We start from the raw sequence: 13,433 nt of genomic DNA, 5'->3' as shown, positions 1-13,433 counted from the left end.
TTTAAAAACTTTAGCTCAACCAATACCGGAAAATGATCAGATGGATATCTACATGAATAACTATCGGTTAAAACTGCATATTTTTTAATTTCGAATGATTTTTTTGAAACAAAAATATGATCAATTTCTCTTTCTCTACCAATTGGTTTATGAAATTCAAACGCATTGAATGTTCCCCTGAATTGTAAATCAATTTTGAAGCACTTTTTGAATGAACATATTTATTGGATAAGAATAAAATAGGTTCAGAATTCGGTTCTAAATTAAAATCACCCATAATAATTACACGATGATTTTTATTAGCCACTTCACTTATTCTTTGATGAATTAATTGAGCACTTTTATTTCTAGCAACTTCACCAACGTGATCAAAATGAGTGTTAAACACACAAAATAGCTGCTTAGTTTTTATGTCTTTAAAAATACCATAGGTACAAATTCTGTTCAAAGCCGCATCCCAACCTTTTGAAGCTTCATCCGGTGTTTCAGATAACCAAAACGTATCAAACTCAATTAATTCAAACTTACTGCTTTTGTAGAAAATGGAACTATGTTCACCATTTTTCCCTCCATCTCTTCCTTCTCCAAACACTTTATAATCCAGAAGAACAGAATCTAAAAACTGAACTTGATGAGGCAATCCTTCCTGAATTCCAAAAATGTCCGGTTCATAAAATTGAATTAAATCGGAAACTTTTTCTTTTCTGTTTGGCCAACTGTTTTCGCCATCGCTGGCTAAATCAAGACGAATATTATAGGTCATTACTTTTACTTCTTGACCAAAAAATTGATTTGACAACATCATCAATACAACTAAAATTATCTTTTTCATATTCATTAATTAAAACTCCATGATTTATAATCGTTATTTCTTTCAATTTGGTTTTCAATTTCATCAGGCAAATGATGGAAGAAATCTATTCCGGTTAATTCTTCCAACTCATCAACCGAAACAACAAACTCATAAAGTGGTCGGTCGCTGTTTTTGTGTGGAACTAAAAAAGCAATCATTCGTGGTTTATCATTCGAAACATCAAATAGAACTTTATAAAAATAATCCGGCACAGAAACATCTTCTTCACCAATTGTTTTGAGGTTTGGTTCTAAAACGCCACCGGTTATCACATACAAACCATCATATTTATCGGCCCAGTAGCGAACTTTTTGCTCTAAACGATTCCAAACTCCTGCATTGAAATCTGATTTTTGTGGTGAAATATTAGATGTGTAGAATGTTTCATTATATGCTTTTTTGGAAAACTTCATATCTCCGGCAGGACACAAATGACCTTTGTCGTAGCCGGAATTTTTATAATTTCGCCAATCAGCAGAACGAGTTTTTACTTTGGGATCTTCAATAAAATAAGGTCTTTTAAAATCTGAATAAGATGAAATTCCGGATTTCAATTCATAAGCAACCCATTCTGCTTGTTCATGTTCTTCTTTATATGAAAGTGTATAATGCGTATGTTTAATCACTTGACCGGTTGTGGAAGTTGGATAAAAATCAAAATTATTCCAATCGATTTTAGCGAATTCTTGATTAATGATTTGACTATCAGAACCGCCTTCTTTTAACACATAATTATCTCTGCATGAAACACATACTGAAAAAATTAATACTAATTTAGCTATGAAAATTATTTTACTCATTCAAAAAAATATCTTAATTTTAACAAATAGGAATGATTATTGCTAACTTTGTAAATGTATTAAAAAAGTTGTTCTTTTGAGATACATTAATTTGTTTAATTTAATTATACACCTTTATGAAATTTAAAATTAGTACCCTTTTGGTTTTGCTAATCTCTATTATGAGCCAAGCACAAGAAACAAAAACAACAACCGCAGACACGTTAATTAAAACCGGAATTATGGTTGAAGAAAAAACACTTGAAGAAATTAAAATTGCTCAAGAAAAGGCATTGAAAGAGAAAGTCGCCGCTGACGAAGCTGAAGCAAAGGCTTTAAGAGAAAGAGAAAAAGCAGTTAAAGATGCTGAAAGAGAACAAAGAGATGCTGAAAAAGCCAAAGACCGTGCAGATAAAGAAGCTAAACAATTGGCCAAAGATCAAAGAAAGCATGAAAAAGAGGTAAAACAATTTGAAAGACAACAAAGCAGAGTTGCCTCAGCAGAAAAAAGTGTTTCCAGAGCTCAGGACAGAGTGGTTAGAGAAAAAAAATCACTTCAAAAAAACATGGAGCGTTTTGAAAAAAAGAAACGAAAAGGAAAGTTAACCGAAATTGAGGTTGAAAAAGAAAACATCAAAATCAGCAAACAACAAATCAAGATTAAAGAACTTGAAGCTGACGTTGAAGATGCTCAAAAAAAATTAGGAAAAGTTAGAAACTAACCAATCAAACCACGTGAAAGCGTGGTTTTTTTATTGCTTTACATCCAAGGCATCACGAAGTGAATTGCCTGTCATCATAAAAGCTAATGTGATGAGCATAATAGCTGTTCCTGGCACTAATGCCAAATACGGCTTTCCTAAAATGATGTAACTGTAATGATCTTTAATCATTCCGCCCCAACTGGGAATTGGTGGTTGTGCTCCTAATCCTAAAAAGCTCAAACCACTTTCGACCAAAATAGCAGAAGCAAAATTAGCCGCAGAAATCACAATCACAGGAGCCATAATATTTGGTATGATGTGATTCAGAATAATTCGCATATCCGAAAAACCTAATGCTCTTGCCGCGGTGACGTATTGCATTTCTTTTACGCTGATGATCTGACCACGAACCACACGGGCAACTTCAACCCACATGGTTAAACCTACAGCTACAAAAACTTGCCAAAAACCTTTTCCGAGGGCAAGCGTAATAGCAATAACCAATAAAAGTGTGGGAATAGACCAAATTACATTCACTAACCACATCACCATGGCATCAATTTTCCCACCATAATAACCACCGAGAGCTCCAAAAAATAATCCTACAATCACTGAAATTAAAACAGCGACAAAGCCGATAGAAATTGAAACACGTGAGCCAACCAACATTCTACTCAACAAATCACGACCGTATTTATCGGTTCCGAGGTGGAATTTTTTAGTGGTGATTAACTCTTTTTCAACTTCTTGAATGGAAGTAAAACCAATGAACTTATCTAAAGTGATTTCTTTGATTTGTTTTAATTCAGCATCTTCAGTATATTCTACATATTGAATTGAATTCCCTACAATCTTATATTCCAAAATCGGAATTTCAGTCACTTGATTGGGATGCCCGAAAAAATATCCTTTCAAGGTTTTGGGAGCAATTTTCTCAGATGGAACAGCTAACATTTGAACTTCAAAACCTGGCGATTTTGAATGAATAGACAAATGCATTTGATTGGCATTTTCTGAATTATCCGGTGCTAAAACATAGGCAAATAGAGCAAAAAAAATCATCAGTATGATATAACCAAAACTAAAAACACCCCAAAAATTCTTTCGGAATTTTTGAAGTGCTATGCTAGTTAACGACTTATTACTTTTGGACATTAGTTTATTTTTCAACTATTGCTCAAAGATACAATTTGCCATTTATGATTTTACAATTTTTTTCTTTAAATCTACTTTTCCTTTTACAACCGGTTTCGATTGCAAATCATCCAACACATTCAATGCTTCTTCCACATAAATGTCTTTGGATAGACTTTCAAACCAACGCTCTCTTTTTTCTTTGAATGATTCATCTTTACTCATCAATTCAAAATCTTGTGGAACTGGTTTAAATACCAAATCATTTTTATAATCTGAAATCGGTTTGAATTGTTTGCTTTTTTCTTCCAAACTATTTTGTTCAGCCGTAAAAGCATCTAATTTTAAACTATAAACTGCAGCATCTCTTCTTTCTTTTGTCCATCTAGCACTTTTTTCAATCAATTGAAAATGTTCATCTTGAGCCATTCTTGCTTTGCTATTTTGAACAGCACGATCAAAATTAGTTTGTTTATCCCAAATGTTAAATGGAGCTGGGTCAATTTTTGTCCATGGCATGGCATTGTCCAAATCTCTTTCGCCAATATCGATATACGAATAACGATCCGGCATTTCAACATCGCTGGTTACACCTTCTAATTGTGTTGAACCTCCATTGATTCTGTAGAATTTTTGAGTGGTCGTTTTTAAAGCTCCTAAATCGCCAACATTATTACCACGTACAAATTGGTTTAAATCAATTACGTTTTGAACAGTTCCTTTTCCGTAGGTTTGTTTGCTTCCAATCACAACTCCTCTTTTGTAGTCCTGAATTGCTGCAGCTAAAATTTCTGAAGCCGAAGCAGAGAAATTATTCACCATCACCACTAAAGGTCCATCCCACTGAATTTTAGGATCTTTATCGTACAAAACTTCCTTTTTAGTTCCTGCCGATTTAATTTGAACTACCGGTCCTTGTTCAATAAACAATCCGGTAATGTCAACTGCTGTTTTTAAGGATCCGCCACCATTATCACGAACATCCATAATGATTCCGTTTACGCCTTGTGCTTTCAAACGTTCTACCTCAATGGCTACATCTTTTCCGGCATCACGACTGTCTTGGTTTTCAAAATCGATGTAGAATTTCGGTAAATAAATGATACCGTATTTCATTCCGTTTCGTTCTACAACGCTTGATTTGGCATACGTTTCTTCGGTTTCAACCATATCTCGAATTAATGAAATTACTTTCATTGTTCCGTCTACTTTTTTAACGGTTAATCTAACTTCAGTTCCTTTTGGTCCTTTGATTTTTTTAACTACGTTATCTAATCGCATTCCAATTACGTCAACAGGCTCACCATCACCTTGGGCAACTTTTAAGATAACATCACCTTGTTCAAGTTCTTTTCCTCTCCAAGCTGGTCCACCCGAAATTAATTCGGTGATTTCCGTTAAATCATTTTTCTTTTGTAATCGAGCTCCAATTCCTTCAAATTTACCGCTGATACTCACATCAAAACGTTCTTTATCATCGGGAGCCATATAATTTGTATGTGGATCAAATCGAGAAGCAATGGCATTTACATATACGCCAAACCAATCGTTTCTGTCTAATTCTTTAATGAAAGTAAAATAATCATCCAACGATTTTAATGATGACTCTCTAGTTTCCTTTTCAAGTTCTTCAATCGATTTTGGTTTTTCTTCTTTCTTTTTATCCTTTTCAGCTTTTAATTTTTCTTTCAACTTTTCATCTTTAACATTATTGATTTTTTCATCAATAATGCCATTCTTTTCATCTTCTTGCAACTTGATTCTATCGGTTAACGATGACAAAGTAGAAAGTTTAATCTGTTTTCTCCATCGTTCTTTCAGCTCATCCGTGTTCTTGGCATAGGGAAGTTTTTCATAATCTGTATTGATTGTTTCATCAACAGTATAATCAAATGGTTTTTCTAAAATTTCTTTGTAATATTTCTGACTTTCCTGCATTCTTTTTAGATAAAGATTGTATGTTAAATCAAAAAATGACAAATCTTTATTTTTAATTTGGTCGTCAATTAGCGTCTCATATTTTGAGAACTCATCGATATCAGATTGCAGAAAAAATCGTTTTGACGGATCTAATGCTTCGATATAGTCTTTATAAATTCCTTTTGATAAATTATCATCAATAGCTGCAGGATCATAGTGCCCACGTTCTATCACAAAAGTCAATAAATCTATTAAAAGTTTATCTTTTTCGGGATCGGAACTCACACTCTTCTTTGAATCTATAGCATTAAATGCCAACAGTGCAACCGACAAAACAACTGTCAATAACACCAATTTGAGGTTTCTTTTCATAAATAGCAATATGGTTTTCATTATCTTTCTTTATAAGTAGTCATAAAAATTATGCCACTTCTGTTATAGTTTCAATTTTTTTAGTAAATTAATTTCAAAAAAATCACTTAACCAAACAAAGTTATGAAATTTGTTACGCTTCAAAATCTTAAAAAGAGTTAATTTTGTTTTCTTTAGGATATGATAAAACTAAATTTGTGGTTTAAATGCACACTAAATTCAAAATTAATCATTTATAATGAGTAAAAAACCGCTTATTTTAGTAACCAACGACGATGGAATCTCTGCTCCCGGCATCAGAGCCTTGATTGATGTAATGAAACAATTAGGCGATGTTGTAGTTGTTGCACCGGATAGTCCGCAAAGTGCAATGGGTCATGCGATCACCATCAACAACACACTTTTTATTAATAAAGTTAATTTTGATTCGGAAGTAAAAGAAGAATACAGTTGTTCAGGAACTCCTGTGGATTGTGTCAAATTGGCCGTTAATGAAATTTTAAAACAAAAGCCGGATTTGTGTGTTTCAGGTGTGAATCACGGTTCAAATTCTTCGATTAATGTCATTTATTCCGGAACGATGAGTGCTGCGGTAGAAGCCGGTATAGAAGGAATTCCCGCCATCGGTTTTTCATTGTTAGATTATGATTGGAATGCCAATTTTGAACCAATCAAAAATTCAATTAAAACCATTGCTTCCCAAGTATTGGAAAACGGTCTGCCCGAAGGTGTGATTTTAAACGTTAACTTTCCCAAACTAAAAGAAAAAGAATTAAAAGGCATGAAAGTTTGTCGTCAAGCCAAAGCCTTTTGGAAAGAAGAATTTGATAAACGCAAAACACCGCAAGGAAAAGATTATTACTGGCTCACCGGAGAATTCATCAACCAAGATAAAGGTGAAGATACTGATGAATGGGCTCTTGCTAATGGCTACATTTCTATCGTACCGGTTCAATTTGACTTGACAGCTCATCATGCTATTCAAAAATTAAATACGTATAAATTCAATTTATAATGCAAAAAACAGATTTACTTATTGGTTTTATATTGGGAATTATCGGTGCTTTTATTGGTGTTTTCCTATTCATCACATTTTTTACAGAATTTGAATTTGCAGATGGAATAATTGCATTGAAATCGCAAAATTCCTTAGGAAAATTAATTGCTTTAGGAGCAGTAATCAACGTAATATTGTTTTTTGGTTTATTAAAATTCAACAAAGAATTAATGGCTCGCGGAGTTGTTTTAGCAACAATTGCGTTAACCATTCTCACTATATTTGTTTAAAATGAAGTACTACATTATAGCCGGTGAAGCTTCGGGCGATTTGCACGGATCGAATTTAATGAAAGCTCTTCATAAAGAAGATGCTCAGGCTGATATTCGGTTTTGGGGTGGCGATTTGATGCAAAAAGCTGGCGGAACTTTAGTAAAACATTATAAAGAACTGGCTTTTATGGGTTTTGCTGAAGTGATTTTTAACCTAAAAACCATTTTAAATAACATTACTTTTTGCAAAAAAGACATAGAGCAATTTAATCCCGATGTAATTATTTTTATTGATTATCCCGGTTTTAATATGCGAATTGCCGAATGGGCTAAGAAGAAAAAAATTCCCACTCATTACTATATTTCTCCACAAATTTGGGCTTGGAAAGAAAATCGTATCAAGAACATCAAACGTGATTTTGACAAATTGTATGTGATTCTTCCGTTTGAAAAAGATTTTTATGAAAAGAAACATCATTTTCCGGTTGAATTTGTTGGACATCCTTTGATTGATGCGATTCATAATCGAACAAAAGTAGAAGAATCAACCTTTAGAAAAGAACACAATTTAGACGAAAGACCAATAATTGCTCTTTTACCCGGAAGCAGAAAGCAAGAAATCAGTAAACTTTTGCATGAAATGTTGGCTGTTGTAAAAGATTTTCCTGATTATCAGTTTGTGATTGCAGGAGCACCGGGGCAAGATTATGCCTTTTACAAGCAATTTTTGACGAACAAAGCCGTTCATTTTATTTCGAATAAAACGTATGATTTGTTGAGTGTTGCTCATGCTGCTTTAGTTACATCGGGAACAGCAACATTAGAAACTGCATTGTTCAAAGTGCCGGAAGTGGTTTGCTATAAAGGAAATTGGATTTCATATCAAATTGCCAAACGAATTATTACATTAAAATATATTTCGCTTGTCAACTTAATTATGGATGAAGAAGTGGTGACCGAACTGATTCAAAGTGAATGTAATTCAAAAAACATTAAAGCTGAATTATCTAAAATTTTAGATGAAAAATACCGACAAAAATTAATTGAAAAATACCATCTTTTAGAAGCAAAATTAGGTGGTGAAGGAGCTAGTAAAAAAGTAGCAAAACTAATTTTAGAAGATATTTCTTGATTTTAAGATCCTATTTTTTAACTTTGTAAAAATCAAAATTCTTGAAAAACGCAGTTATTATATCTTTTTTGTTGTTCTTTTTGGTGGGATGTAAATCTACCTCCTCCGGCATTGTTACCAGTAAAAGTGAGGCCGAGAAAAAAGGAATGTATACAGCTCCAAAACATTCGAAAGTGGTTGCAAAAAACACGCGAAAAACTACTGAAACTTCTAAAGCCACAAAAAAATCAAGAATTACAGAATCAGACGATGAAGATTTTGTTCCTGATAATGAAAACACACCCTATTTAATTCAACAATTAATAAGTTCTGCTAAGCAATACGAAGGTGTTCGCTATCGTGGCGGAGGCACAACAACTGCCGGAATGGACTGTTCGGGATTAGTTTGCACTGTTTTCAACGCTTATGATATTCAATTGCCACGAAGATCGGTTGACATGTCTAAAGTAGGTGAAAAGTTAAAACTGAAAGACGTACAAAAAGGTGATTTAGTTTTTTTTAAAACCAGTAATCGTGGCGTGATCAATCATGTTGGATTGGTTACAGAAGTGCGTGATGACGAAATTATATTCATTCATTCTTCGGTGCAACGAGGCGTGATTATCTCTTCTACCAAAGAGCCTTACTATCAAAGAACCTTTGCTCAAGCCAATCGGGTTTTGACTGAAGAACATTTTTAATCATCAATTTTTACGATAATTTTTCTTACTAATTAATTTTTTTATTATTTTCGTTTATATGAAAGTGATAAAATTCCCTACCATTGTAATTACTATCTGTTTGATTTTAGGAATTTTAGTTTCCAACGAAATCAAACCGGATGTTTATTTGGCAGTACTGATTGTTTCAGCAGCACTATTTCCGTTTTTGATTTTATACTTTTTTCTTAGAACGAATTTGAAATTTAGACTAAGCTTCGGAATCTCATCTTATGTTTTAGCTTTTACAATCGGAATATTTCTTTTTGCATTGCACTATCCTAAAAATCAGTCTTCTCACTATTCAAATTCTGAATATAATTTTTCTGAAAAGAGTCTTGTGAAAGGCGTTATTTCAGAAAAACTAAAACCGAATCAATTTTCATTTAAGTATTTTATGGAAGTTGAATCAGTCAATAAAAAAGAAACAAAAGGAAAACTTTTAATCATTTTGAATAAGAAAGATGCGGAAAAAGAATTTGAAATTGGTGATGAAATTTTAGCCAATGCAATGCTAAAACCTATCATCAGACCACATAATCCATATCAATTTGACTATGCTGCTTATTTGGAGAAGAAGGATGTTTTTGATCAATTATATTTAGAAAATCAGAATTATAAAGTAATTGCAAAACAAGAAAATTTGAATTTTCTATTAGAAAGAACAAGAAATAAAGTCGTTGCTTTTTTTGAAAATGAAAACATTCCTTCTGATAGAATAAACATCATTAAAGCTTTGTTTTTAGGTCAACGACAAAACATTGAACAAGAAACATTAGATACTTATTCAAAATCGGGAGCAATTCATATTTTGGCGATTTCCGGTTTGCATATTGGAATTTTACTGTATTTTTTCAAAGCATTATTAAAACCAATTGAACGAATTCGGCATGGAAGAATTATTACGCCAATTCTTTTAATTGTCATATTGTGGACTTTTGCATTGCTTTCAGGACTATCAGCTTCTGTTGTGAGAGCTGTCACGATGTTCACGTTTGTGAGTATTGGCATGTATATGAATAGAGAGACGAATATTTACAACACATTAGGTTCGTCTATTCTAATTTTGCTATTATTTAAACCCAATTTTATCTTTGATGTCGGTTTTCAATTGAGTTATTGTGCGGTTTTTTCAATCGTAACCATTCAACCCTTACTTAGCAAATTATGGACTTCAAAAAATAAAATTGTTGGATATTTTTATGATATTCTAACCGTTTCCTTTGCAGCTCAAATTGGCGTTTTGCCTTTGAGTATTTATTATTTTCATCAATTTCCTGGTTTGTTTTTTGTTACCAATTTGGTTATCATTCCATTACTAACGGTAATCTTAATTACTGGAATGGTAAGTATTCTTCTATCTGCCATTGGGATTTATTTTTCGCTTTTGGTTGAATTTCTTTCTGGATTAATTGGATTTATGAGTGGTTATGTGAATTTAGTTTCCTCTTTTGAACAATTTATTATTAAAGATATTTCATTTAATTATTATATTCTTTTTGCTTCGCTTTTGGTAATCATAAGTATAATTGTTTTCATAAAAAAACCAACTTCCAAAGGAATCATTTTGACTTTAATTACGATTTTTATTTTTCAAATTTCTATCATTGGTTCGAAGGAATTTCATAAAAATCAGAATGAATTTATCATCTTTCAATATCCTAAAAAAACCATTTTGGCGAGTAAAAAAAATAGCTCCATTGTTTTGCATAGCAATGATTCTTTAGCCAATTCAAATTATGTGATTAAAAATTACATCCAAAACAATTTTGGAAGAATTGACAGTCTTTCGACTCTTCAAAATGTATATTGGATTAATAAAACCAAGATTTTGGTGATTGATGAAAAAGGGATTTTCGATCTACCGATTAAACCCGAAATTGTATTGATTACACAATCTCCCAAAATAAATTTTGAGAGACTGTTGAGTAATTTAAGCCCACAAACTGTAATTGCAGACGGCAGTAACTACAAAACTTTAATTGAAGATTGGGAGAAAACTTGTCAGAAAAAAAATATCCCTTTTCACTCTACCAGCGAAAAGGGATATTATCGAATTAGTTTAGACTAAATTATTTTTTTGCTAAAAATTGATTGGCGACCTCAATCCATTTGGTTGGTCCGCCACCAACATAACCTGTTTTTCCAAGCTGTTGAAGATTGATTTGTTCACCATTTTTTTGTGGAGTAACAAGCCAAATCGTGGGATATCCTGAAACCTGAAAAATCTGTTGCATTTGAGTATTTTGTTGAGCCAATGCCGGTTCTAATTTTGTTTTACGAGGAAAATCTAATTCTACTAACACTACATTTTTTGCCCATTCTGCAAATTCCGGTTTAAAGAAAACTTCTTTTTGTAGTTTGATACACCATCCACACCAATCGCTTCCTGTGAAAAACAAAAGCATTGGTTTATTGGTTTTAGATGATATTTCAATAGCTTTATTAACATCGGTATGCCAAGTTAATTCTTGAGCAGAAACCGTTTGAAAAGTCCAAAAAAAGACGAATAGAAAAAAAACTTTCTTCATTTTTAAATTGCTTTTAATTCTGCTAACAATTGATCTGCTTGGTAATAACCTACAATTACTTTGGCAATTTCACCTTTTTTATCTAAAACATACATCGAAGGATAGCCTTCTACTTTTAGAAATCCGGTAAATTCGTGCATGCTGTTTCTACCTTTTCGATTGGCATCATAACCTGGGTTAGCGTATTTTTTACCTTTGTAATTTACTTCGTTGTTTCCTTCTCCATTAAATTTTACAGCATAATAATTGGCATTAATATAGTCTGCAAATTCTTTAGTTTGAAAGGTATTTTTATCCAACATTTTGCATGGACCGCACCAATCGGTGTACACATCCATAAAAATTGGTTTCGGATTTTTCTTTTGAAGAGCCATTGCTTCATCAAAAGTAACCCACTTAATTTCTTGTGCTTGTGCGAAAGACACGGTTATAAAAGCAAAAAGCAAGATAATCTTTTTCATAAAAAATATTTTTTTTAATTCATTTTCAAAAATGATGCCGAAAATTATCGAACACCGTGCATTAGTTTTTTGATGATTGGATTTAACGCTGAAATTAAAATCCCCATTCCAATCGGAACAATTGTAAAAATAAGGAAAAATGTACTTAATGAATATTCATTGGATATTTTTTCAATCATTCCTCCCATAGATCCGGCTAATTTGTTACCCATTGCAATGAAAAGGTAGTAAATTCCGAACATCACTCCTATCCATTTTGCAGGAACCAATTTACTCACATACGACAATCCGACAGGTGATAAACAAAGTTCTCCTAAGGTGTGGAATAAATAAGCTAATATCAACCAAACCATACTGACACGTACAAAATCTTCTCCGGACACAATGGATTGAGCTCCGAAAGCTAAAAATCCGAATCCTAATCCTAAAAGAATTAATCCTACTCCAAATTTAACTGCACCTGGCAAATTGTATTTACTTTCCCATAATTTGGAAAACATTGGGGCAAAAATAATGATAAATAATGAGTTTAAGATTCCGAACCATGTTGCCGGAACTTCTGTTTCTGTGGCAGTAAATTCTCTGTTTACTTTCCAAACTACAATTCCCCAAATGATTAAGAAACTCAACGAAAGAATGATGTTTCCAAGAGAATACTTTGCGAATGTTTTTGAAAATAATTTTGCTAACACATAAGTGATAATTCCTAGTGGAAGAATAGTCAAAATTGCATCAATAATTTTAAATGAATAACCTGCGTTTCCTTCTAAAATTCGTTGTGTATATTTTTCTGCAAAAATAGTCATCGAACCACCAGCCTGTTCAAAGGCAGCCCAAAAGAAAACAGTAAAAATTGAAAAAATGAAAACCACAATCATTCTATCTCTAATAATATTTGATGGAGTATGATCCACTTCATCTGTTTTGATAAGGCTTTTGTTTGTTGGAGAAAGTCCAACTTGACCAAAAATATTTTGTGTAAAATAGAATTGTAACATTCCGAAGAACATAAAAATTCCTGCTAATCCGAAACCTAAGCTCCAAGAAACTTTTTCACCAATGTAACCGCACAACATAATTCCTAAGAAAGCACCGGCATTAACTCCCATATAAAAAATGGAATAAGCACCATCTTTCTTTTCAGGATGATCTTTGTATAAATGGCTAATCATTGAGGTCATATTTGGCTTAAATAATCCATTTCCGATGATTAAACATCCTAAACCAATATATAAAAACAATTCGGTTTCAAGTGCCATTGAAGCGTGACCAAGTGTCATAATAAATGCCCCAATAATTACAGCCCAGCGATAACCTAATAATTTATCTGCCAACAAACCTCCTAAAACAGGGGTTAAATAAACTCCCATGGTGTAAGTTCCATATAAACCCATTGCTCGTTCGGTAGTCCATTCCCAACCGCCTTTATCAAAAGTTGAGATTAAGAAAATAACCAAAATAGCCCGCATTCCATAATAGGAAAAACGTTCCCACATTTCGGTAAAAAAGAGTACAAACAATCCGGCAGGATGTCCGAGAACTTGGTCTTTAAAAAAGTCGTTAGAAGATGTATTCATAAA

13 protein-coding genes are annotated in these 13,433 nt (G+C 32.8%); 6 read left to right on the top strand and 7 right to left on the bottom strand.

What is annotated here, in order from left to right; translation table 11 throughout:
- Positions 1-67: 67 nt before the first annotated feature.
- Together M0M57_RS09210 and M0M57_RS09205 are read right to left on the bottom strand one after the other, a co-directional pair.
- Positions 68-832 (bottom strand): endonuclease/exonuclease/phosphatase family protein, encoded by a 765-nt coding sequence (locus tag M0M57_RS09210; RefSeq protein WP_326930567.1) that lies wholly within the window; start codon positions 830-832, stop codon positions 68-70.
- Between the two features lie 5 nt (positions 833-837).
- On the bottom strand, positions 838-1,653 hold the full coding sequence (locus M0M57_RS09205; protein WP_248432760.1) for a DNA/RNA non-specific endonuclease: 816 nt from the start codon (positions 1,651-1,653) through the stop codon (positions 838-840).
- Between the two features lie 116 nt (positions 1,654-1,769).
- Between M0M57_RS09205 and M0M57_RS09200 the strand changes: the two genes are divergently transcribed.
- Positions 1,770-2,354 carry a hypothetical protein gene (locus tag M0M57_RS09200; protein ID WP_248432759.1) on the top strand — a complete coding sequence of 195 codons (585 nt, stop codon included), beginning with the start codon at positions 1,770-1,772 and terminating at the stop codon, positions 2,352-2,354.
- A 30-nt stretch (positions 2,355-2,384) separates the two neighbouring features.
- On the opposite strand, the gene M0M57_RS09195 is transcribed toward M0M57_RS09200, so the two are convergent.
- The gene (locus M0M57_RS09195) at positions 2,385-3,491 is read right to left on the bottom strand and encodes an ABC transporter permease (protein WP_248432758.1); all 1,107 of its coding nucleotides are present in this window, start codon (positions 3,489-3,491) and stop codon (positions 2,385-2,387) included.
- Between the two features lie 42 nt (positions 3,492-3,533).
- Positions 3,534-5,783, bottom strand: a complete 2,250-nt coding sequence (locus M0M57_RS09190; protein WP_248432757.1) for a carboxy terminal-processing peptidase — start codon at positions 5,781-5,783, stop codon at positions 3,534-3,536.
- A 217-nt stretch (positions 5,784-6,000) separates the two neighbouring features.
- Here M0M57_RS09190 and surE point away from each other — a divergent pair, with 217 nt between their 5' ends.
- Genes surE through M0M57_RS09165 form a run of 5 tightly spaced genes read left to right on the top strand, consistent with a single transcriptional unit; the run spans position 6,001 to position 10,932 of the window.
- Positions 6,001-6,777 carry a 5'/3'-nucleotidase SurE gene (gene surE, locus M0M57_RS09185; RefSeq protein ID WP_248432756.1) on the top strand — a complete coding sequence of 259 codons (777 nt, stop codon included), beginning with the start codon at positions 6,001-6,003 and terminating at the stop codon, positions 6,775-6,777.
- On the top strand, positions 6,777-7,049 hold the full coding sequence (locus M0M57_RS09180) for a hypothetical protein (RefSeq protein WP_248432755.1): 273 nt from the start codon (positions 6,777-6,779) through the stop codon (positions 7,047-7,049). Before surE ends, M0M57_RS09180 begins: the two co-directional genes overlap by 1 nt.
- A gap of 1 nt (position 7,050) precedes the next feature.
- Positions 7,051-8,163 (top strand): lipid-A-disaccharide synthase, encoded by a 1,113-nt coding sequence (gene lpxB, locus M0M57_RS09175; RefSeq protein ID WP_248432754.1) that lies wholly within the window; start codon positions 7,051-7,053, stop codon positions 8,161-8,163.
- Positions 8,164-8,204: 41 nt separating this feature from the next.
- Positions 8,205-8,843 (top strand): C40 family peptidase, encoded by a 639-nt coding sequence (locus tag M0M57_RS09170; RefSeq protein WP_248432753.1) that lies wholly within the window; start codon positions 8,205-8,207, stop codon positions 8,841-8,843.
- Positions 8,844-8,901: 58 nt separating this feature from the next.
- Positions 8,902-10,932: a ComEC/Rec2 family competence protein gene (locus tag M0M57_RS09165; RefSeq protein WP_248432752.1), complete on the top strand. Its 2,031-nt coding sequence runs from the start codon at positions 8,902-8,904 to the stop codon at positions 10,930-10,932.
- 1 nt (position 10,933) lies between these two features.
- Here M0M57_RS09165 and M0M57_RS09160 read toward each other — a convergent pair whose 3' ends face one another.
- Genes M0M57_RS09160 through M0M57_RS09150 form a run of 3 tightly spaced genes read right to left on the bottom strand, consistent with a single transcriptional unit; the run spans position 10,934 to position 13,430 of the window.
- The gene (locus M0M57_RS09160) at positions 10,934-11,392 is read right to left on the bottom strand and encodes a thioredoxin family protein (protein WP_248432751.1); all 459 of its coding nucleotides are present in this window, start codon (positions 11,390-11,392) and stop codon (positions 10,934-10,936) included.
- Between the two features lie 2 nt (positions 11,393-11,394).
- Positions 11,395-11,853, bottom strand: coding sequence for a thioredoxin family protein (locus M0M57_RS09155; protein ID WP_248432750.1), 459 nt, complete (start codon positions 11,851-11,853; stop codon positions 11,395-11,397).
- 44 nt (positions 11,854-11,897) lie between these two features.
- The gene (locus M0M57_RS09150; protein ID WP_248432749.1) at positions 11,898-13,430 is read right to left on the bottom strand and encodes a peptide MFS transporter; all 1,533 of its coding nucleotides are present in this window, start codon (positions 13,428-13,430) and stop codon (positions 11,898-11,900) included.
- Between the last annotated feature and the right edge of the window lie 3 nt (positions 13,431-13,433).

It is taken from the genome of Flavobacterium azooxidireducens, assembly GCF_023195775.1.
Classification (GTDB): Bacteria; Bacteroidota; Bacteroidia; order Flavobacteriales; family Flavobacteriaceae; genus Flavobacterium; species Flavobacterium azooxidireducens.
This window is presented reverse-complemented; position numbering and strand designations above follow the sequence as displayed.

Excerpts from the sequence above, each read along its gene's own strand:
- lpxB (WP_248432754.1), top strand. The coding sequence starts at position 7,051 with ATGAAGTACTACATTATAGCCGGTGAAGCTTCGGGCGATTTGCACGGA.
- M0M57_RS09200 (WP_248432759.1), top strand. The coding sequence starts at position 1,770 with ATGAAATTTAAAATTAGTACCCTTTTGGTTTTGCTAATCTCTATTATG.
- M0M57_RS09155 (WP_248432750.1), bottom strand. The coding sequence starts at position 11,853 with ATGAAAAAGATTATCTTGCTTTTTGCTTTTATAACCGTGTCTTTCGCA.
- M0M57_RS09150 (WP_248432749.1), bottom strand. The coding sequence starts at position 13,430 with ATGAATACATCTTCTAACGACTTTTTTAAAGACCAAGTTCTCGGACAT.
- M0M57_RS09190 (WP_248432757.1), bottom strand. The coding sequence starts at position 5,783 with ATGAAAACCATATTGCTATTTATGAAAAGAAACCTCAAATTGGTGTTA.
- surE (WP_248432756.1), top strand. The coding sequence starts at position 6,001 with ATGAGTAAAAAACCGCTTATTTTAGTAACCAACGACGATGGAATCTCT.
- M0M57_RS09180 (WP_248432755.1), top strand. The coding sequence starts at position 6,777 with ATGCAAAAAACAGATTTACTTATTGGTTTTATATTGGGAATTATCGGT.
- M0M57_RS09195 (WP_248432758.1), bottom strand. The coding sequence starts at position 3,491 with ATGTCCAAAAGTAATAAGTCGTTAACTAGCATAGCACTTCAAAAATTC.
- M0M57_RS09210 (WP_326930567.1), bottom strand. The coding sequence starts at position 832 with ATGAAAAAGATAATTTTAGTTGTATTGATGATGTTGTCAAATCAATTT.
- M0M57_RS09165 (WP_248432752.1), top strand. The coding sequence starts at position 8,902 with ATGAAAGTGATAAAATTCCCTACCATTGTAATTACTATCTGTTTGATT.
- M0M57_RS09160 (WP_248432751.1), bottom strand. The coding sequence starts at position 11,392 with ATGAAGAAAGTTTTTTTTCTATTCGTCTTTTTTTGGACTTTTCAAACG.
- M0M57_RS09205 (WP_248432760.1), bottom strand. The coding sequence starts at position 1,653 with ATGAGTAAAATAATTTTCATAGCTAAATTAGTATTAATTTTTTCAGTA.